This is a genomic window from Streptomyces sp. NPDC012888 (assembly GCF_042900645.1).
Taxonomy (GTDB): domain Bacteria; phylum Actinomycetota; class Actinomycetes; order Streptomycetales; family Streptomycetaceae; genus Streptomyces.
The window spans coordinates 207,599-226,785 of the sequence record NZ_JBIBBM010000003.1 but is presented as its reverse complement, the minus strand read 5'-3'; the positions used below and the strand labels follow the sequence as shown (position 1 = coordinate 226,785).

Annotated in this window: 14 protein-coding genes and 1 pseudogene; 6 read left to right on the top strand and 9 right to left on the bottom strand. The window is 74.4% G+C overall.

Annotated elements, in window-relative coordinates:
* Positions 1–194 precede the first annotated feature (194 nt).
* A pseudogene (locus ACFY61_RS05940) lies at positions 195–692 on the top strand (GNAT family N-acetyltransferase); the annotation flags it as partial.
* On the opposite strand, the gene ACFY61_RS05935 reads toward ACFY61_RS05940, so the two are convergent.
* Positions 598–1,650, bottom strand: coding sequence for an EamA family transporter (locus ACFY61_RS05935; RefSeq protein ID WP_389467482.1), 1,053 nt, complete (start codon positions 1,648–1,650; stop codon positions 598–600). The pseudogene ACFY61_RS05940 and the gene ACFY61_RS05935 sit on opposite strands and share 95 nt — an antisense overlap.
* Before the next feature lie 107 nt (positions 1,651–1,757).
* On the opposite strand from ACFY61_RS05935, the gene ACFY61_RS05930 reads away from it, so the two are divergent.
* Both ACFY61_RS05930 and ACFY61_RS05925 read left to right on the top strand, forming a co-directional pair.
* A complete protein-coding gene (locus ACFY61_RS05930) occupies positions 1,758–2,663 on the top strand; it encodes a LysR family transcriptional regulator (protein WP_389467480.1) in 906 nt (301 codons plus the stop codon).
* Between the two features lie 142 nt (positions 2,664–2,805).
* Complete coding sequence (locus ACFY61_RS05925; protein WP_389467477.1) at positions 2,806–4,620, top strand: glycoside hydrolase family 3 protein; 1,815 nt, start codon at positions 2,806–2,808, stop codon at positions 4,618–4,620.
* 9 nt (positions 4,621–4,629) lie between these two features.
* On the opposite strand, the gene ACFY61_RS05920 is transcribed toward ACFY61_RS05925, so the two are convergent.
* The 5 genes from ACFY61_RS05920 to speB form a co-directional block, all read right to left on the bottom strand.
* Positions 4,630–6,063, bottom strand: a complete 1,434-nt coding sequence (locus ACFY61_RS05920) for a S28 family serine protease (protein WP_389467474.1) — start codon at positions 6,061–6,063, stop codon at positions 4,630–4,632.
* A gap of 83 nt (positions 6,064–6,146) precedes the next feature.
* A complete protein-coding gene (locus ACFY61_RS05915) occupies positions 6,147–6,548 on the bottom strand; it encodes a hypothetical protein (protein ID WP_389467471.1) in 402 nt (133 codons plus the stop codon).
* 98 nt (positions 6,549–6,646) lie between these two features.
* Complete coding sequence (locus ACFY61_RS05910) at positions 6,647–10,480, bottom strand: ABC transporter ATP-binding protein (RefSeq protein WP_389467468.1); 3,834 nt, start codon at positions 10,478–10,480, stop codon at positions 6,647–6,649.
* Between the two features lie 131 nt (positions 10,481–10,611).
* Positions 10,612–12,294 (bottom strand): thiamine pyrophosphate-binding protein, encoded by a 1,683-nt coding sequence (locus ACFY61_RS05905; RefSeq protein ID WP_389467465.1) that lies wholly within the window; start codon positions 12,292–12,294, stop codon positions 10,612–10,614.
* A 28-nt stretch (positions 12,295–12,322) separates the two neighbouring features.
* The gene (gene speB / locus ACFY61_RS05900; RefSeq protein ID WP_389467463.1) at positions 12,323–13,285 is read right to left on the bottom strand and encodes an agmatinase; all 963 of its coding nucleotides are present in this window, start codon (positions 13,283–13,285) and stop codon (positions 12,323–12,325) included.
* A gap of 114 nt (positions 13,286–13,399) precedes the next feature.
* Here speB and ACFY61_RS05895 point away from each other — a divergent pair, with 114 nt between their 5' ends.
* Positions 13,400–14,974: a helix-turn-helix domain-containing protein gene (locus ACFY61_RS05895; protein ID WP_389467460.1), complete on the top strand. Its 1,575-nt coding sequence runs from the start codon at positions 13,400–13,402 to the stop codon at positions 14,972–14,974.
* Here ACFY61_RS05895 and ACFY61_RS05890 read toward each other — a convergent pair.
* The gene (locus ACFY61_RS05890; protein WP_389467458.1) at positions 14,903–15,754 is read right to left on the bottom strand and encodes a hypothetical protein; all 852 of its coding nucleotides are present in this window, start codon (positions 15,752–15,754) and stop codon (positions 14,903–14,905) included. The two genes, ACFY61_RS05895 and ACFY61_RS05890, sit on opposite strands and share 72 nt — an antisense overlap.
* A gap of 156 nt (positions 15,755–15,910) precedes the next feature.
* Between ACFY61_RS05890 and ACFY61_RS05885 the strand changes: the two genes are divergently transcribed.
* Complete coding sequence (locus tag ACFY61_RS05885; RefSeq protein ID WP_389467456.1) at positions 15,911–16,468, top strand: SMI1/KNR4 family protein; 558 nt, start codon at positions 15,911–15,913, stop codon at positions 16,466–16,468.
* A 35-nt stretch (positions 16,469–16,503) separates the two neighbouring features.
* Here ACFY61_RS05885 and ACFY61_RS05880 read toward each other — a convergent pair whose 3' ends face one another.
* Complete coding sequence (locus tag ACFY61_RS05880) at positions 16,504–16,995, bottom strand: hypothetical protein (protein WP_389467453.1); 492 nt, start codon at positions 16,993–16,995, stop codon at positions 16,504–16,506.
* Positions 16,996–17,120: 125 nt separating this feature from the next.
* Positions 17,121–17,816 (bottom strand): IclR family transcriptional regulator, encoded by a 696-nt coding sequence (locus tag ACFY61_RS05875; RefSeq protein ID WP_389467450.1) that lies wholly within the window; start codon positions 17,814–17,816, stop codon positions 17,121–17,123.
* Between the two features lie 213 nt (positions 17,817–18,029).
* Between ACFY61_RS05875 and ACFY61_RS05870 the strand changes: the two genes are divergently transcribed.
* The gene (locus tag ACFY61_RS05870; protein ID WP_389467447.1) at positions 18,030–19,187 is read left to right on the top strand and encodes an acyl-CoA dehydrogenase family protein; all 1,158 of its coding nucleotides are present in this window, start codon (positions 18,030–18,032) and stop codon (positions 19,185–19,187) included.

The window sequence follows — 19,187 nt, the reverse complement described above, 5'->3', positions numbered from 1 at the left end:
GTACGACCCACGGCAGCGCCCGACGGTTGCACGCCGGGACAGGACTTTATTTTTTCGTGACCCAAGGGTGCCGCCAAATCACCGCGGACGTGGCGTTCCGGGCACGCGTGAGCGCTCCGGCCAGCGCCCGCGCCCCCACAGCGCCCGGCCCCCTCCCCCGCCTCCCGGGCTAGAGTTGTGGCATGGCTGACAGGGTGCGGTTGCGCGAACCGGAGCCCGGCGACCTCGGCTGGATCGTCCAGCGCCACGGCGCGCTGTACGCCGCCGAGTACGGCTGGAACACCGACTTCGAGGGCCTGGTGGCGCGGATCGTCGCCGACTTCGCCGAGGACCACGACCCGCACCTGGAACGGGTGTGGATCGCCGAGCTGGACGGCCGCCCGGTCGGCTCGGTGATGTGCGTGCGCGAGGACGGCGCGCCCGGCACCGCGCGGCTGCGGCTGCTCCTGGTGGAACCCGAGGGCCGCGGCCACGGCATCGGCGGCCTGCTGGTGGACACCGTGGTGGAGTTCGCCCGGTCCGTCGGCTACCGCGACCTGGTGCTGTGGACCAACGACGTGCTGGAGTCGGCCCGTTCGCTCTACCAGCGGGCCGGGTTCACGCTGGTCTCGGAGAAGCCGCACCGCTCGTACGGGGCGAGCCTGGTGGGGCAGGACTGGCGGCTGCCGCTGCAGGAACGCTCCCCGCGCTGACGCCCGCGTCCGACGCGGACGCACCGACCGGCCCGGGCGCACCGACCGGCCCGGGCGCACCGACCGGCCCGGACCTGCCGGACGTACCGGACGTACCGCCCTTTCGGGACGGTCCCAGCGAGGTCAGCGCCACCCCGCCCACCAGGAGCGCCGCCGCGACCCAGCGCGGCCCCGACACCTCCTCGCCCAGCACCAGGGCCGCCGAGGACATCCCGAACACCGGCACGAGCAGCGAGAACGGCGCCACCGACGAAGCCGGGTAGCGGCGCAGCAGGTACCCCCACGCCCCGAACCCGAACACGGTGGACACCCAGGCCACGTACACCAGTACGCCCGCCCCGGACCAGTCCAGACCGCGCAGCGCGGCCAGGTCCCGCTCCGGCCCCTCCAGCAGCAGCGAGAGCACCAGCAGCGGCAGCACCGGCACCGTGCACACCCACACCATGAAGTTCAGCGCGTCGGGCGGGGCGGCCCTGCGCGTCAGGACGTTGGACACACCCCAGCAGGCGGCCGCCGCGACGACCAGGGCGAAGCCCAGTACCGGCCCCGAGGCCCCCTCGTCCACCGCGGCCACGCCGACCCCGGCCAGCGCCACCGCCATGCCCAGCAGCCGCGTCCGGCCCGGGCGTTCGCGCAGCAGGACCGCCGCGAACACCACGGTGAACACCGCCTGCGCCTGGAGCACCAGCGAGGACAGCCCGGCCGGCATCCCCGCGGCCATCCCGGTGAACAGCAGCCCGAACTTGGCCAGGCCCAGGGCAAGACCGACGCCGAGCACCCACTTCCAGGCGACCTTGGGCCTGCCGACCAGGAACACGGCGGGCAGGGCCGCCACCAGGAACCGCAGCGCCGAGAGCAGCAGCGGCGGGAAGTGGTCGAGCCCGATCTCGATGACGACGAAGTTGAAGCCCCAGACGGCGGCGACGAGCACGGCCAGGGCGGTGTGTACGGGACGCATGCCCCGAGCATCGGGCGCTGCGACCGTGTAGCACCAGCGCGGATCTCTTCCGGGTCGGATGTAGCAGTGCTTACGCGTCGCCGGCCCGCCGCCCTACGATGGGCCCCATGCTCGACCTGTCCCGGCTGCGCGCCCTGCACGCCGTATCGGTCCACGGCTCGGTCGCGGGCGCGGCGTCCGCCCTCGGCTACACGCCCTCCGCGGTCTCGCAGCAGATCGCCAAGCTGGAGCGGGAGACCCGCACCACCCTGCTGGAGCGGCGGGGGCGCGGCGTGGTCCTCACCGACGAGGCCCGGCACCTGGCCGCCACCGCCCAGGAGCTGCTGGCGATCGTCGAACGCGCCGAGACCACCCTGGAGGAGCGCCGGGGACAGCCCGGGGGGCGGCTGACGGTGGCCGCGTTCGCCTCGGCGGCGCGCGGCCTGATGCCGGTGGTGCTGGCCGACCTGGCACGCCGTCACCCCGCGCTGGACGTACGGCTGACCGAGGTGGACCCCCACCTGTCGGTGGACCTGGTGGCCCGTGGGATCACCGACCTGGCGGTGGCGCACGACTGGGACGTCGCCCCGCTGCCCGCCCCCGAGGGGGTGGAGCAGCTGTTCCTGGGCGAGGAGCGGTGCGATCTGGTGGTGCCGGCGGAGCACCGGTTCGCCCGGCTGCCGCTGGTCCGGCACGCCGACCTGGCGGGGCAGCGCTGGGTGTGCCAGCCGCCCGGCCGGGTGTGCCACGACTGGCTGGTGCGGACCCTGCGGTCGGCGGGCATCGAACCGGACGTGGCGCACACGGCGGAGGAGAACCACACCCTGGTCGCGCTGGTGGCGGCTGGCCTGGGGGTGGCGGTGGTGCCCCGGCTGGGCACCGGCGCGCTGCCGGCCGGTGCGGTGGCCGTCCCGCTGGAGCCGGCGCCGGTCCGGCGGCTGTACGCCCTGTGGCGGACCGGGGCCGCGCGCCGGCCCGCGATCACCGAGGCCGTCCGTACGCTCCGGGCGCACTGGGTCCCGCCGGGCCCCTGAGCCGGCCGGGTGCCGCCGGCGTGGCCGGGCGCCACCGGGCGCGGCCCGGCGCCGTCGGTGCCGTCGGGCGCCGTTGGTGCCGTCGGGGGTAACCAGGGGTGTCGGCCCGCGCGGAGGGGCGGCCCGGCGCTAGCGTGCTCTGGTGCCCTTCCATGCGTCCCGACGCGGTCTGTTCACCCTGGCCGCGGGTGCGGCGGCCGCCGGAGCCGCCGCCCTGTGGCCCCGCCCGGCCGGCGGGTACGCCGACGCCCGCAACCCGGACCGGCCCCCGTCGGCGCGGCCGGAGCGCCTGCTCGAAGGGATGACCCTGGCCGAGCAGGTCGGCCAGCTGTTCGTCAGCCGGGCGTACGGGCATTCCGCGACCGACCCGGACCCGGCCGACGCCCAGGCCAACCTCACCCACTTCGGGGTCCGTACGGCGGCCGAGCTGGTCGCCCGCTACCACCTCGGCGGGATCGTCTACTTCGCCTGGGCGCACAACACGCGCTCGCCGCGGCAGATCGCCGCTCTCTCCGACGGGCTCCAGCGGGTGGCCCTGGACGCCCCCGCCCGGATCCCGCTGCTGCTCTCCACCGACCAGGAGCACGGGATCATCGCCCGGATCGGCAAGCCGGCCACCCTGCTGCCGGGGGCCATGGCGCTCGGCGCGGGCGGCTCGGTACGGGCCGCCCGCCGGGCCGCGCGGATCGCGGGCGCGGAACTCGCCGCGCTGGGCGTGCGGCAGGACTACGCGCCGGTCGCCGACGTGAACACCGATCCGGCCAACCCCGTGATCGGCGTGCGGTCCTTCGGTTCGGACCCGCAGGCCGTCTCGGCCCTGGTCGCGGCGCAGGTGCGCGGCTACCAGGACTCCGGGGTGGCCGCCACCGCCAAGCACTTCCCGGGACACGGGGACACCGCCACCGACAGCCACGTCGGGCTGCCGGTGATGGACCACTCCCGGGCCGAGTGGGAGGAGCTGGACGAGCCGCCGTTCCGCGCGGCGATCGCGGCGGGGGTGGACGTGGTGATGTCCGCCCACATCGTGGTTCCCGCCCTGGACCCCTCGGGCGATCCGGCGACCCTCTCCCGGCCGATCCTCACCGGGCTGCTGCGCGAACGCCTCGGGTTCCGCGGGGTGGTGGTCACCGACGCCCTCGACATGGCCGGCGTGCGGCAGAAGTACGGGGACGACCGGGTGCCGGTGCTGGCGCTGAAGGCGGGCTGCGACCAGCTGCTGAACCCGCCGGACCTGGCGCTGGCGCACCGGAGCGTTATGGCGGCCGTCCGGTCCGGGGAGCTGACCGAGGAGCGGATCGGCGAGTCGGTGCTGCGCGTCCTGGAGCTCAAGGCGCGGCGCGGCCTGTTCACGGACCCGTTCACCGACGCGGACGAGGTGGCGGCCGTCGTCGGCCGCCCGGCCCATCTGGCCGCGGCCGACGAGATCGCGGCCGGCACGACCACGGTCCTGGCCGACCCGCGCGGCCTGCTGCCGCTGGACCCGGCCGTCCGGCCCCGCCTGCTGGTCACGGGGGCCGACCCGGCCTCCCCGTCCGGTACGACCGGCCCGCCGACGGCCGTGCTGGCCCGCGAGCTGGCGGCCCTGGGGTTCGCCGCGCGGGCCGTCGCGGCGGACCGGGCGGTGGCCGCGGCACCCGGCCACGACGCGGTCCTGGTCTGCACGTACAACGTGCCGGAGGGGGACAGTCCGCAGCGGACGCTGGTGACGGACCTGATCGCGACCGGGGTGCCGGTGGTCGGCGTGGCGGTCCGCAACCCGTACGACGCGGCCCGGCTGCCGGAGTGCGCGGCGAGCGTGGCGACGTACTCGTGGACCGACGTGGAGCTGCGGGCGGCCGCCCGGGTGCTGGCCGGGGCGGTGCGGCCGGCGGGCCGGCTGCCCGTCCCGGTGCCCGGCCGGTACCCGCTGGGCCACGGCCTCACGTACGGAGACCGTGGCCCGGGGGTCACGCGGTAGCGGTGCGCGTCACGGCCGCAGCTGCGGCTCGCGCTCCGTCTCGTGCTGGTCGAGCCTGGCGTCCGCCTTGGCCAGCGGGCGGGCCTTCGCCGCGTCGGCCTGGACGGCGGCCGGGGCGACGCCGGCCCACTCCAGGATCTTGGCGGTGGCCAGGGCCCGCTCACCCTCCTGGAGCTTGGCGACGTTGGCCCCGTGGTTGGCGCCCGGCGCGGTCATCACGTAGGAGTCACGCGCGCCGTAGCCGAGGCGGAACGGTTCGGCGCTCCACGGGTCGTTCTGCCCGTTGACGAAGAGCATCCGGTGGGCGTTGTTCTGCACCCAGCGGTCGACGTCGGCCATCACCCACGGCTGGAAGGTCATGGGGATGTCGCGGGGCACGAAGTTCCGCGGCGGCTGGTAGCCGTAGCGGCTCAGGTTGCCCAGGTGGGGCTGCTTGATGTCGGGCGACCCGAGCTGGGTGCCGGCCTGGTAGTAGTACGGCGTGTACGTGTTCAGGCCCTGGTCGCTGTAGGCGGAGAAGCCGGAGATGGCGTCGACGCTGTCCCAGATCTCCTGGTCCGTGGCGGTCGCCGCGACCGGGACGTTCCCGCAGTCGGCGAGCAGGCTGTACTGCCAGAACGCCCACACGTAGTCGAGGACGACGGCCTCGTACGCGCGGTCGAGGTCGCCGACGGTGCTGAAGGTCCAGCCGTTCTCGGCGGCGGCCGCCGCGTACTTGGCCTGGAGCGGCTCGCGGCGCACCAGCGCCTCGCGCTGGACGCCGTTCAGCCGGTCGCGGCACTCCTTGGTGCCGACCTTGGCGAAGAACCGGTCGTAGGCCGAGTCCTCCTTGTTGACGACGTCGTTGGGCGCGACGTACGCGACGACGCCGTCCATGTCGCGCGGGTAGAAGCGCTCGTAGTAGGTGGCGGTCATGCCGCCCTTGCTGCCGCCCGTGGATATCCAGTTCTTCTTGTAGATCTTCTTCAGGGCGGTGAAGATCCGGTGCTGGTCGCTGGCGGCCTGCCAGATGTCGAGCTTCGCCCAGTTGGCCGGGTCGGGCCGGGACGGGGTGAAGAACCGGTACTCCATCGACACCTGGTTGCCGTCGACGATGGTCGTCGGCTCGCTCCGCCGCGGGTTGGTGTTGACGTTGTATCCGGAGGTGAAGAAGACGGTCGGGCGTTCGACGTCCTTGTGCAGCAGGGTGATCCGCTGCTTGAAGGTGCCCTCCCACGGCTTCCGGTGGTCCACCGGCTGCTCATAGTTCAGTACGAAGAACCGGTAGCCGGGGTACGGCTTCTCCTCGATGAGGCTCATCCCCGGTACGGCCAGGACCTGGTCCTTGATGTCCGGGCCGGCCCCGGGCCCGGCGGCGGTAGCCGCCTGGGCCGTGCCACCGGCCGCGCCCACGGTGCCGATCAGCACCACGAGCGACAACAGCCATCTGAGCGCCTTGCGCATTCACCCTCCCCTGGAGTTCACTGCGGTCGCCGTGAACCTACGGGGTCAACACGCCGCTGACCAGACCTCGTTGAGTCAGCCGGTCAACAGAGGATCCAGCCGGAGGTGACCGCGCCGGACCCGACCTCGCCGCGCACGTACACGCAGCGGCTGACCGCGTAGACCGTCACCGGTCCGGCGAAGCGGGTGAAGCGGCCGGAGTCGCGGACCGGGACGCCGCCGCGCGGCGTGATGGTGACGGACATGTGCTGCCGCACCCCGGACCGGTACGGGACGGTCACCGCGCACGCGTGGGTGCGGGTTTTGTAGACCCGCACCTCGCCCGTCGAGAACGACACGGTCTCCATCAGCCGGCCCGCGCAGCCGCCGGTCGCGGCGTACGCGGGCGCCGCGCCGAACAGCCCGGCGGCGGCCAGGCCCAGCGCCGCCGCGCAGACGCCCACGCCCTTGGCCAACGGGCCCTTGCGGCCCCATGCGTTGAACACGGTTCCCCCCACCAGCGGTCAGTCGTACGTATTACGAACGCACGCACGCCCATACGACGCGTGTGCCCCGCACAAGGTTGCCTCCCCCGCCGTCGCGGTCAGGCCGCAGCCCGCTCGTCCTCCCCGACGAACGTCCGCCACAGCGCGGCGTAGCGGCCGCCCCGCGCGAGGAGCTCCTCGTGCGTGCCGTCCTCGACGACGCGGCCGCGGTCCATCACCACGACCCGGTCGGCGCGGGCCGCGGTGGTCAGCCGGTGGGCCACCACCAGGGTGGTGCGCCGGCCCGCGAGCCGGTCCGTGGCCTGGTTCACCAGGGCCTCCGTGGCCAGGTCCAGCGCGGCGGTGGCCTCGTCGAGCAGCAGCACGTCCGGGTCGACGAGTTCGGCCCGGGCCAGCGCGATCAGCTGGCGCTGCCCGGCCGACAGGTTGCGGCCGCGCTCGGTGACGGCGTGCAGGTAGCCGCCGTCCAGCGTGGCGATCATGTCGTGGGCGCCGACCGCGCGGGCCGCCGCCTCCACCTCGGCGTCGCTCGCGTCGGGCCGCCCGTAGGCGATGGCGTCCCGGACCGTCCCCGGGAAGAGGTACGCCTCCTGCGGGACGACGCCCAGCCGGTGGCGGTAGCCCGTCAGGTCGAGCTCGCGCAGGTCGGTGCCGTCGACGGTGACCCGGCCGGAGGTCGGGTCGTAGAACCGGGCGACCAGCTTCACCAGGGTGGACTTGCCGGCCCCGGTCTCACCGACGAAGGCGACGGTCTGCCCGGCGGGTATCCGCAGCCCTATTCCGGCGAGCGCCTCGCCCTTCTCGCCGCGCTCCTCCGCGGTGCCGTAGCGGAAGTGGACGTCCTCGAAGGCGATCTCCCCGCGGAGTTCGCCCACCGGGCGCGGCGCGGCCGGGCGCGGGGTGCTGGTCGGCTCCCGCAGCAGCTCCTGGATCCGCCCCAGCGAGACGGTGGCCTGCTGGTAGCCGTCGAAGACCTGGGAGAGCTGCTGGACCGGGGCGAAGAACAGGTCGATGTAGAGCAGGTAGGCGACGAGCGCGCCGGTGGTGAGCGTGCCCGCCCCGACCCGGCCCGCGCCGACGATCAGCACGGCCGCGGCGGCCACCGAGGACAGCAGCTGCACGAACGGGAAGTAGACCGATATCAGCCACTGGCCGCGCACCCGGGCCTCCAGGTACGCGTGGCTGCGCTCGGCGAACCGGGCCGCGCCCGCGCCCTCGCGGCGGAAGGCCTGCACGATCCGCAGCCCCGACACCGACTCCTGGAGGTCGGCGTTGACCAGGCCGACCCGGTCCCGGGCCAGCTCGTAGGCCTTCACCGACTTGCGGCGGAAGACGATCGTGCCGACCACCAGCACCGGCAGGGTGGCGAAGACGATGAGTGCCAGGCCGACGTCGAGGACGACCAGGGCGACGAGGATGCCGAGGAAGGTGAACACCGAGACGACGGCGGTGACCAGCCCGGTCTGCAGGAAGGTCGACAGGGCGTCCACGTCGGTGGTCATCCGCGTCATGATCTTGCCGGTCAGCTCGCGCTCGTAGTAGTCGAGGCCGAGCCGCTGCAACTGGGCGAAGATCTTCACGCGCAGCGAGTACAGCACCCGCTCGCCGGTCCGGCCGGTCATCCGGGTCTCGGCGAACTGCGCCGCCCACTGCCCGGTCACCACCAGCAGCGCCAACAGGGAGGCCGCCCAGACCGCGCCGAGGGAGAGCCGCTGCACGCCGTCGTCGATGCCGTGCCTGATCAGGATCGGCAGCAGCAGGCCGGCGCCCGCGTCCACGGCCACCAGTCCGAGGCTGACGGCCAGCGGCGCCCAGAACCCGCGCAGCAGCCGGCGCAGCCCGTAGCTCTCCTCCGGGGCGGCGGCCCGCTCCTCGTCGATCCCGGGGACGTCCGTGGCGGGCGGCAGCGCGGCCACCTTCGCCAGCAGCTCCGGGGTGGCCGGCATGCCGGCGACCACACCGGTCATGGTGAACGGGGTACCGCCTCCGGCGGCCGGGGCCGTGGCGGTGGCCTTGTCCGGCCCGTCCTCGTCCCGCCGCCACAGCTCCGGGGTGATCCCCTCGGCGGGGCGCCGCTTGGCGTTGACCGGCTCCGCGTCGATCTCCGCCTCGATCTCCAGGTCCTCCAGGTCCCGTTCGAGGTCGGCGATGACGGCGGCCTCCTCCTCGCGGGTGCGCGGGGAGCCGGCGGCGAGCGCGTCCGGGTCGGTCAGCAGCCGGCGGAACAGCGCGGACCGGCCCTCCAGCTCGGCGTACGTGCCGACGTCGGCCAGCCGGCCGCGGTCGAGGACGGCGATCCGGTCGGCGAGCGCCAGGGTGGAGCGGCGGTGGGCGATCAGCAGGGTGGTGCGCCCGGCCATCACCGACTTCAGGGCCTCGTGGATCTCGTGCTCCACGCGGGCGTCGACGGCCGAGGTCGCGTCGTCCAGCAGCAGCAGCCGGGGGTCGGTCAGGATGGCCCGGGCCAGCGCGATCCGCTGCCGCTGCCCTCCGGACAGGGTCAGGCCCTGCTCGCCGACCGTGGTGTCGTAGCCGGCCGGGAGGGCCTCGATGAAACCGTCGGCCTGGGCGGCGCGGGCGGCGGCGCGGATCTCCGCCTCGCCGGCCCCGGGCCGGCCGTAGCCGATGTTGGCGCGCACCGTGTCGGAGAAGAGGAAGGAGTCCTCGGGCACCAGGCCGATCGCGGCCCGCAGCGAGTCGAAGGTGAGGTCCCGGACGTCACGGCCGCCGACCCGGACGGTGCCGGCGGTGGCGTCGTAGAACCGGGGCAGCAGCAGCGAGAGGGTGGACTTGCCGCTGCCGGAGGCGCCGACCACGGCGACGGTCTCCCCGGGCTCCACGCGCAGGCTGAAGCCGTCCAGGACGGGCCGGTCCGGGTCGTAGCCGAAGGACACGTCCTCGAACTCGACGGTGGCGGGCGCGTCGGCGGGCAGCTCCTCGTCGCCCTCGCGGAGGGTGGGTTCGGTGTCGATGAGCTCCACGACGCGCTCGACGCCGGCGCGCGCCTGCTGGCCGACGGTCAGGACCATGGCGAGCATCCGGACCGGGCCGACGAGCTGCGCGAGGTAGGTGGAGAACGCCACGAAGGTGCCGAGGCTGATCTGGCCGCGGGTGGCCATCCAGCCGCCGAGGGCGAGCATCGCCACCTGCCCGAGCGCGGGCACGGCCTGGAGCGCGGGCGTGTACCGGGAGTTCATCCGGATGGTCCGCAGGCGGCCCGCGAACAGCCGGCGGCCGGCCTCGCGGAGCTTGCCGGTCTCCTGGTCCTCCTGGCCGAAGCCCTTGACCACGCGGACGCCGCTCACGGCCCCGTCGACCACGGAGGCGACGGCGGCGGCCTGGCCCTGGGCCCACCAGGTGGCGGGGAAGAGCTTCTTGCGGCTGCGGCTCGCGATGAACCACAGCGCCGGGGCCATCAGCAGCGCCACCAGGGTGAGCAGCGGCGACAGCCAGAGCATGACCGCGAGCGAGATCCCGAAGAGCAGGAAGTTCCCGATGGTCATGGGGAGCATGAACAGCAGGCCCTGGATGAGCTGGAGGTCGCTGGTCGCCCGGCCCACCACCTGGCCGGTGGACAGCTCGTCCTGCCGCCGGCCGTCGAGGCGGGCGATGCTGTCGTACATGTCGGTGCGCATGTCGTGCTGCACGTCGAGGGCCAGCCGGCCGCCGTAGTACCTGCGTATGTACGTCATGACGTACACGGCGACCGCGGCGGCCACGAGCGCGCCGGCCCAGGGCCCCATGGGCCGGCTGTGGTCGCCGATGACGTCGTCGATGATGACCTTGGTGACCAGCGGGACCAGGGCCATGATCGCCATGCCGCCCAGCGACGATCCGAGGGCGAGGAGCACGTTCGTCTTGTACCGCCAGGTGTAGGCGGTGAGCCTCCGCGCCCATCCGGGCGCGTCCCCGGTCCTCTCTGCCGCCGCCACGTGACCTCCCCGTTAGTCCTGTCCTGCCGGAAGGCACCAACGCGCGCACCGGCGGTTTTCATCCCGCGGCAACAATTGAACGGGTGTGCGCGGGCCGGCGCGATCGGGGCCGTCCGGCCGGGGAGGGGCCGCTACAGGTGCGTCGGGGCGAACATGCGGAGGGTCGCGGGCAGGACGACCACCGAGGGGCCGGGGGTGGCGAGGGACTTGGCGAGGTCCTCGCGGAGGGACTCCGGGGTGGTGGTGACCGCGGGGACGCCGAACGCGGCGGCGAGGGCGGCGAAGTCCGGGCGGGCGAGCTCGGTGGCGACCGGGCCGCCGTACGCGTCCGTCATGTACTCGCGGAGGATGCCGTAGCCGCCGTCGTCCACGATCAGCCAGGTGACGTCCAGGTCGTGCTGGCGGGCGGTGGCCAGCTCGGCCAGGGAGTACATCGCGCCGCCGTCGCCGGAGACGGCCAGGACGGGGGTGCCCGGCTCGGCCAGGCAGGCGCCGAGGGCGGCGGGGAAGGCGTAGCCGAGGCCGCCCGCGCCCTGCGCCGAGTGCATGGTGTTGGGGTGCCGGGCGTCGAAGGCGGACCAGGCCCAGTACGACAGGATCGTCATGTCCCAGAAGGACGGGGAGCGGGCCGGCAGGGCGGCGCGGACGGCGGCCAGGACGGACTGCTCCAGCTCCAGGCCCTGCCCGTCGATCCGGGCGCGCACGGCGTCCAGGAGGGCCCGGACGCGGGCCGGGGCCCCGGGGTCCTCGCGGGGCCCGGTGGTCTCCAGGAGCGCCTGCAGGGCCAGCCTGGCGTCGGCGTGGATGCCGAGCGCGGGGTGGTTGGACTCCAGCTTGCCGAGGTCGGCGTCGATCTGGACGACGCGGCCCGACGGGAAGAAGGTGTGGTAGTTCGAGGAGAGTTCCCCGAGGCCGGATCCGACGACGAGGACGACGTCGGCGTCCTCCAGGAAGTCGGTGGTGTGCCGGTCCTCCAGCCAGGACTGGAGTGACAGCGGGTGGTTCCAGGGGAACGCGCCCTTGCCGCCGAAGGTGGTGACCACGGGCGCGGCCAGGCGTTCGGCGAGCTGCCGGAGCTTGCCCGCGGCGTCCGCGCGGACCACCCCGCCGCCCGCGATGATCACGGGGCGTTCGGCGTTCTCCAGCCAGTGGGCGGCGAGCGCGGTGAGCTCGGGTCGCGGGGCGAGCTCGTGCGGGGTCGCGTCCACCCCCGTGACCTGCGGGACGGCGGTCTCGGCGCGGAGCACGTCCTCCGGGATCTCCACCCAGACCGGCCCGTGCGGGGCGGTCAGGGCCGACTCCCAGGCCGCGGCGATCGCCGAGGGGATCTGCGACTGCGCGCGGACGGTGTGGACCGACTTGACGATGTCGCGGAAGGACGCCGCCTGGTCCTTCAGCTCGTGGAGGTGGCCGCGCCGGCCGCCGCCCAGACCCGCGACCGGCACCTGGGAGGAGACGGCCAGGACCGGCGCCGAGGCCGCCGCGGCCTCCGCCAGGGCCGGGAGCGCGGTCAGCGCGCCCGGCCCGGTGGACAGCAGGAGGGGTGTCGCCTCGCCGGTGAGGCGGCCGTACGCGTCCGCCGCGAAGCCCGCGTTGTTCTCCACCCGCAGGGTGACCAGCCGCAGGTCCGAGCGGCCCACCGCGTCGAAGACGGCGAGGGCGTGCTGGCCGGGGATGCCGAAGACGGTGGTGGCTCCCAGGCTGCGCAGGGTCTCCACGACCAGGTCACCGCCGGTCCGGCCCGGCGGGGGCGCGAGCGCGGCCGCCCTCTGGGCCTCGGTGGGACGGAGTACCAGGTCGTGGTCGTGCGTCACGCGCTGCGCGCCCTTCTCGTGCTGCGGGCTACTGGCCCTTCGAGGCAGCGATCTGCCGGCTCATGATGGTGGTCAGCTCGTACGCGGTGTGCGAGGCCGCGACCGAGGTGATCTCGGCGTGATCGTACGCCGGGGCGACCTCGACGACATCCGCGGAGACCAGGTTGCAGGAGGACAGGCCGCGGATGATCTCCAGCAGCTCGCGGGAGGTCATGCCGCCCGCCTCCGGGGTGCCGGTGCCGGGGGCGTGGGCCGGGTCGAGCACGTCGATGTCGATGGAGATGTACAGCGGGCGGTCGCCGATGCGCTGGCGCAGCTGGTCGGCGATCTCGTCGGCGCCGCGGCGGTAGACGTCCGCCGAGGTCACGATGCCGAAGCCCATCTTGGCGTCGTCGTCGAGGTCCTGCTTGCCGTACAGCGGGCCGCGGGTGCCGACGTGGGAGAGCGCCTCGGTGTCGAGGATGCCCTCCTCGACGGCCCGGCGGAACGGGGTGCCGTGGGTGTACTCGGCGCCGAAGTAGGTGTCCCAGGTGTCCAGGTGCGCGTCGAAGTGGAGCAGGGCGACCGGCCCGTGCTTCTTCGCCACGGAGCGGAGCAGCGGCAGGGCGATGGTGTGGTCGCCGCCGAGGGTCATCAGGCGGGAGCCGGCGCCCAGCAGCTCGTCGGCGGCGGCCTCGACCGTCTCGACGGCCTCGTTGATGTTGAACGGGTTCACGGCGATGTCACCGGCGTCGGCGACCTGCGCGAGCGCGAACGGGGAGGCGTCCTGCGCCGGGTTGTACGGGCGCAGGAGGCGGGAGGCCTCGCGGATGGCGTTGCCGCCGAAGCGGGCGCCGGGGCGGTAGGAGACGCCGGAGTCGAAGGGGACGCCGACGACGGCGACGTCGGCGGAGCCGACCTCGTCGAGGCGGGGCAGCCGCGCGAAGGTGGCCGGGCCCGCGTACCGGGGGATGCGGGAGGAGTCGACGGGGCCGCGGGGCTGCGTGCTCATGGGGTGCCCTTCTGTGGCTGCTGGGTGTGCGGTGATTCGAGCGTAAGCGGCGGCCGGGCGCGCCCGAAGTGTACGTTCTATCCATCGGTCGGGTTCGAACTGTACGGAGCATCCATGAGCACTGCCGAAGGGGACGCCCGGGGCACGGGAGCGGCGGCCCCCAGGCCGCCCGCGCCGGCCCCGACGGCCCCGCCGACGCCGACGGTGCCGCTGGCCGCGCTGGGCCTGCGGCTGCTGGCGGGCCCCGAGGAGGCCGGGCGTACCGAGGTCCACGGCGTGCACGCCTCAGAGATGGCCGACCCCTCCCCCTACCTGCTCGGCGGCGAACTGCTGCTCACGGCCGGCGCCTGGTCGGACGATCCCGCCGCGTACGTCGGCCGGCTGGCCCGCGCCGGGGTGGCCGCGCTCGGCTTCGGCGTCACCCCGGTGCACGAGCGGGTGCCGCGGCCGCTGGTGGACGCCTGTGCCGCCGCGGGGCTGCCCCTGGTGGAGGTGGAACCGGGCACCCCGTTCGCCGCGGTGGCCCGCACCGTGTGGCGGCTGATGGCCGAGGCCCGCACCCGGGAGCTCCGGCGGGTCGCCGAGGCCCAGCAGTCACTGGCCGCGGCCGCGTCCCGGCCGGACCCGGTCCCGGCCGTCCTGGGCCGGCTCGCCTCGGCGCTCGCCGGGTACGCGGAACTGACCGGCGGCGCCGGCACCCCCGCCGCCGCACCCACCGCGGACCGTCCCGTCCCGCCCCCGGTGCGCGAGGCGCTCGGCGCGCTCGCCGCCCGCGTCGCCGGCACCGGCCCGGTGACCGCCACCGACACCGCGGCGGGCTGGCAGCTGTCCGCCTACGCCCTGGGCCGCCGGCCGGCCGCGGACCCCGGCCGGGTGCCCGGGCCCGTGCTGGCCATCGCGACCCCGGAGCGCACCCCCGGCGACCACACCATCGCCGGTGCCGCCGCCGTCCTCCTCACCCTGCTGACCGCACCCCGGCAGGGCGCCGCCGAGACCCGCGCCGGAGCGGCCCGTTCCGCCGCCCTGCTGCGGCTGCTGCTCGGCCGGCCGCCCGCCGAGGCCGCCGCCCTGCTCGGCCCGGGCCCGTGGCACCTGGTGCACGCCCGGCCCGCGACCGGCGGCGCCCCCGGCGCGGAGGCCCTGGACTCCCTCGCCGCCGGGCTCGCGGCCGTACTCGTGGACGCGGCCGGGCCACCCGTACGGATCCTCACCGCCCGGGAGCCGGAGCCCCGGGCCGGCTGGCGGCTCGGGGTGTCGGGGCCCGCCGGCGCCGGGGAGCTCGCCGCCGCCGACGCGCAGGCCGCCGACGCCCTCCGCCGGGCCGAAGCGGCCCGCGCCGCGTTGCTGCGGCACCGCGAGGGCGGCCTCGCCGCGCTCGTCCCGCCCGGGGCGGCCGAGGCCCACGCCCGCGCGACCCTGGCGCCGCTCGGCCCGGCGCTGCGCGAGACCCTGCGGGTCTGGCTCGCCCACCACGGCGGCTGGGACCGCACCGCGGCCTCCCTCGGCGTCCACCGCAACACCGTCCGCCAGCGCGTCAGCCGCTGCGCCGCGCTCCTGGACCGGGACCTCGACGACCCCGACGTACGGATGGAGCTGTGGTTCGCGCTGGGCACCGCGTCACGGGTTCGCGGTGACCTCGAAGCCGGCGCCGAAGACGTCGGCGGGGTCGGCGGCGTCCCGGGCGCGTAGGTCGGCCAGGATGTTCGCGGAGCTGGTGTACACGTACCAGGGGTAGGAGAGGATCATCCCCTTGGTGATGCCCGCCCAGGGGCCCTGCGCCTGGAAGCCGTTGGCCTGCGACGGGTACGGCGTCCCCGGCACGTGCCAGATCGTCGGACCGCCGGAGTCACCGGCCTTGTGCTGCGGGTGCGCCTGGTAGACGCCGCGGGAGTTGTCGGTGATCCGCCCGTACCAGACGCCCAGCTGGCCGGAGACGACCAGCTCGTTGTTGTCGAACAGGCCGGCGCCGAGCAGCCGCTCGCTGTGCGGGGCCGGGGTCAGCGCGTTGGGGCTGGGCGTACCGCCCGGCACCTCCAGCACGCCGGTCTGCTTGAGCGTCGGGCCCTGGGAGGAGGGGTTCACCTCCGGGACCAGCTCGATGACCATGTAGTCCTTGGTGAGGTGCCCGGTCATGGACCCCTCGGGGTCCTTGAAGTACCGCACCCAGCCGATGGGGCCCCAGGCGATGTCCTGCCGGTGGTAGACGGGGATGACGTCGTCGCGCAGCTCGCGGTCCGCGTACTCCGGGCTGCGCAGGCAGTGCCCGGCCGAGATGGCTATCCGGCGCCCGTAGTCGTCGTCGCCGACGGCCCCGATGGTGCAGAAGGCGTCCGGGGTGGACGCGTCGAACACGATCTGCATGGCGTTGTGCACGCGCTTCGGAGCGCGGGGCTCCTGCGCGCTCGCGGCCCCGGCCGTACCGAGGCCGAGCGTCACGGTGGCCGCCATGGCCGCCGCCAGGCCGATCATCCGCCTGAACATGAGGGGTACCCGTTCTGTAGGGGTCAGGGACGAGATCACCCGAAGTCAACCGGTGCCGTCACTCCGGCAGAAGGGCAGATCCGGACGTCCTGCCACCCTCCGGCGGCGCGGTCCGTCGTCAGTGCCGCCGCATAGCCTGCGGGGATGATCCGGACGACCGACCCCCACGCCACCGCCACCGCCACCACTGACGGCGACCGCCTGTTCCCGCCCGCCCTCGCGGACCTGGCCCTGCTCACCTTCGACCCCGCCGAGGGCGAGGGCGTCGACTTCGCGCCCTACGGGACGTTCACCTCCGCGGAGGAGACCACCGACTGGCTGCGCCGCTGGACGGGCAACGACGAACTCACCGGCGACGCGTACCGCGTGTTCGGGCAGGACGGCAACGGCGGTCTCGCCGCCCTGTGGTGCGCCCGGCCCGGACGGCCACTCGCCGAGCAGCCCGTGGTGTTCCTGGGCTCGGAAGGCGAGTCCGGGGTGGTGGCCGGCAACCTGTCCGACTTCCTGTGGATCCTCGCCGACGGCTCCGGCCCCAAGGAAGCCGCCCTCGACCCGGAACGCGCGCCGCGCCCGGCCCCGGAGCCGGCCGGGCTCGCCGCGCGCCACGCGACCACGCCGCGCCGGCCGGCGCGCGAGATCGCGGCCGGCGCCCGGGCCGAGTTCCCCTCGTTCACCGACGACCTCGACGAACTCTGCCGCTGAGGGCGGCCCGGGCGCCGCGACGGAAACGCTCCGGCTCAGATGTCGATCACGCGGTAGGCGATCGTGTAGACGCCGCCCGAGCCCTCCAGGGAGCGGTACTGGGTCTCGGCCCCGGCCTCGGTGCCCGTGACCAGGGTGGCGCCCAGCTTGTCGTCGCCGCTGGTGGTGTCGTAGTCCCAGAGGGTCAGGGTGCGGGCCTGCTGCTTGCCGAGGACCAGGGCGGTGTTGCCGTTGCCGTCGGTCAGGCTGCGGACGTAGTTGGTGCCCATGGTCTGGTACTTGGCGGATCCGGGCCACACCTTGACCTGGTTGCCGTTGGCGTCGGTGATCTTGAGGTAGGCCTCGTCGTGGTCGCCCTCGCTCTGCTGGTGGCAGGTGAGCTGGAGCAGTTCGATCCGGACGTAGTCGATCGGCTCGGCGTGGGCGGTGCCGGCGAACGCGGCGAGGCTGCCGAGGCCGAGCGCGGCGGCAGCGGCGGCCATGCGTGCGGTGCGTGCGGTACGTGCGGTGCGGGTCTTGGCGGACATGTGGTTTCCCCCCGTGGTCTGCCTTTCGCCGGGGGCCCTCCCCGGCACGTCCACCACAGTGCCCGCCGGGCCGCCCGCCGCTCTACGCGCGTTCCGCTGAGCGGAACGCGCGCCGGGCGGACCTCCTACGGGCGCGCCACCGCCGGCAGCCGGGGCGTGGCGGCCGCGCCCCGGGCGAGTGCGCGGGTCACGGCGAGGCCGGTCTCGGCGACGGCCTGGGCCAGCGGTGCGAGGGCGCGGCCGGCCCGGACGAGCCCGGCCAGGGCCGCGACCGTGCGGCCGTCGGGCGCGCGTACGGGTACGGCCGCGCAGGCGACGCCGTCCATCACGTCCTCCCGGTCGAGCACCACCCCGCCGCCGGTGGGCCCGCGGAGCGCCTGGCCGGCGGCGGTGTCGAGCAGGAAGCTCATGCCGTCGCGGACCGGCACGAGGGGCTCGGGCTCGCCCGGGACCGAGCTGACGGTCATGGCGAGCTCGTCCTCGCTCAGTACGGTCAGCACCACGCTGGCGCCGGTGGCGGCGCGCAGCCGGTGCAGCGGCAGCCGTGCCGCGGCCCGCAGGCCGGGGTGGGGCTGCCAGGCCTGGCCGAGCCGGAACACCTGCGGTCCGAGGCGGTAGCCGCGTCCCTTGCGTTCGACCGCCCCCACGGCCGCGAGCTGGTCGAGCAGCCGGTGGACGGTGCCCTTGGGCACCCCGCAGGCCAGCGCGAGCTCCGTCACACCGGCCTCGCGTTCGTGCGTGCGCAGGGCCTCCAGCAGGGCGAAGGCTCCTTCCAGTACTCCTCTTCCGGCCGGGGCGGCCGGTCGTGCGGGTGCGTTCATCAGTCCCCCCGATCTCCCCCGAAGTGCGTCGTTCCCCGTTCCGCAGGATGCCGCTCGCGGCGGCGCTTGCGAAGGGGTTGCGGCCCGCGGCGTGTCCGCGGCCCCGAGCGGGCGGTGGTCCACATCTGGACAGGGCCCGGAACCCGCCGGTAACTTAGTCTGAGCAAGCGCTTAGCCAGTAGGCTGACAGGACTGGGATCGAGGAGGCGGCTCGTGCGCCGTACCGTATTCAACGAGGACCACGAGGCGTTCCGGGAGACCATCCGGGCCTTCATCGAGGCCGAGGTCGTGCCGGTCTACGACGAGTGGTTCGCCGCGGGCCAGGCGCCGCGCGACTTCTACTACAAGCTCGGTGAGCTCGGCGTCTTCGGCATCAACGTTCCGGAGGAGTTCGGCGGCGCGGGCCTGGACACCCACAAGTTCGAGGCCGTGCTGTACGAGGAGACCTCGCGCGCGGGCGTGAACTTCGGCGGCTCCGGCGTGCACGTGCTGCTCGCCCTCCCGTACATCAAGATGCTCGCCACCGACGAGCAGAAGAAGCGCTTCCTGCCGAAGTTCGTCTCCGGTGAGGAGATGTGGGCGCTGGCGATGACCGAGCCGGGCACCGGCTCCGACGTCGCGGGCATGAAGACCACCGCCAAGCTCTCCGAGGACGGCACGCACTACGTCCTCAACGGCGCCAAGACCTTCATCACCGGCGGCGTGCACGCCGACCGCGTGATCGTCTGCGCCCGCACCTCCGCCCCGTCGGCCGAGGACCGCCGCTTCGGCATCTCCCTGTTCGCCGTGGACACCAAGTCCGAGGGCTACTCCATCGGCCGCAAGCTCGACAAGCTCGGCCTGAAGACCTCCGACACCGCCGAGCTGGCGTTCGTCGACGTCAAGGTCCCCGTCGAGGACCTGCTCGGCGAGGAGGGCAAGGGCTTCTACTACCTCGGCCACAACCTGGCCTCCGAGCGCTGGGGCATCGCCTTCGGCGCCTACGCCCAGGCCGCCGCGGCCGTCCGCTTCGCCCAGCAGTACGTGACCGACCGGACGGTCTTCGGCAAGCCGGTCGCGCACTTCCAGAACACCAAGTTCGAGCTGGCCGCCTGCCAGGCCGAGGTGGACGCGGCCCAGGCCGTCGCCGACCGCGCCCTGGAGGCGCTGGACGCCGGCGAGCTGACCCCGGCCGAGGCCGCCTCCGCGAAGCTCTTCTGCACCGAGGTCGCGCACCGCGTCATCGACCGCTGCCTCCAGCTCCACGGCGGCTACGGCTACATGAACGAGTACCCGATCGCCCGCCTGTACGCCGACAACCGCGTCAACCGCATCTACGGCGGCACCAGCGAGATCATGAAGTCGATCATCGCCAAGTCGATGGGCCTGTAA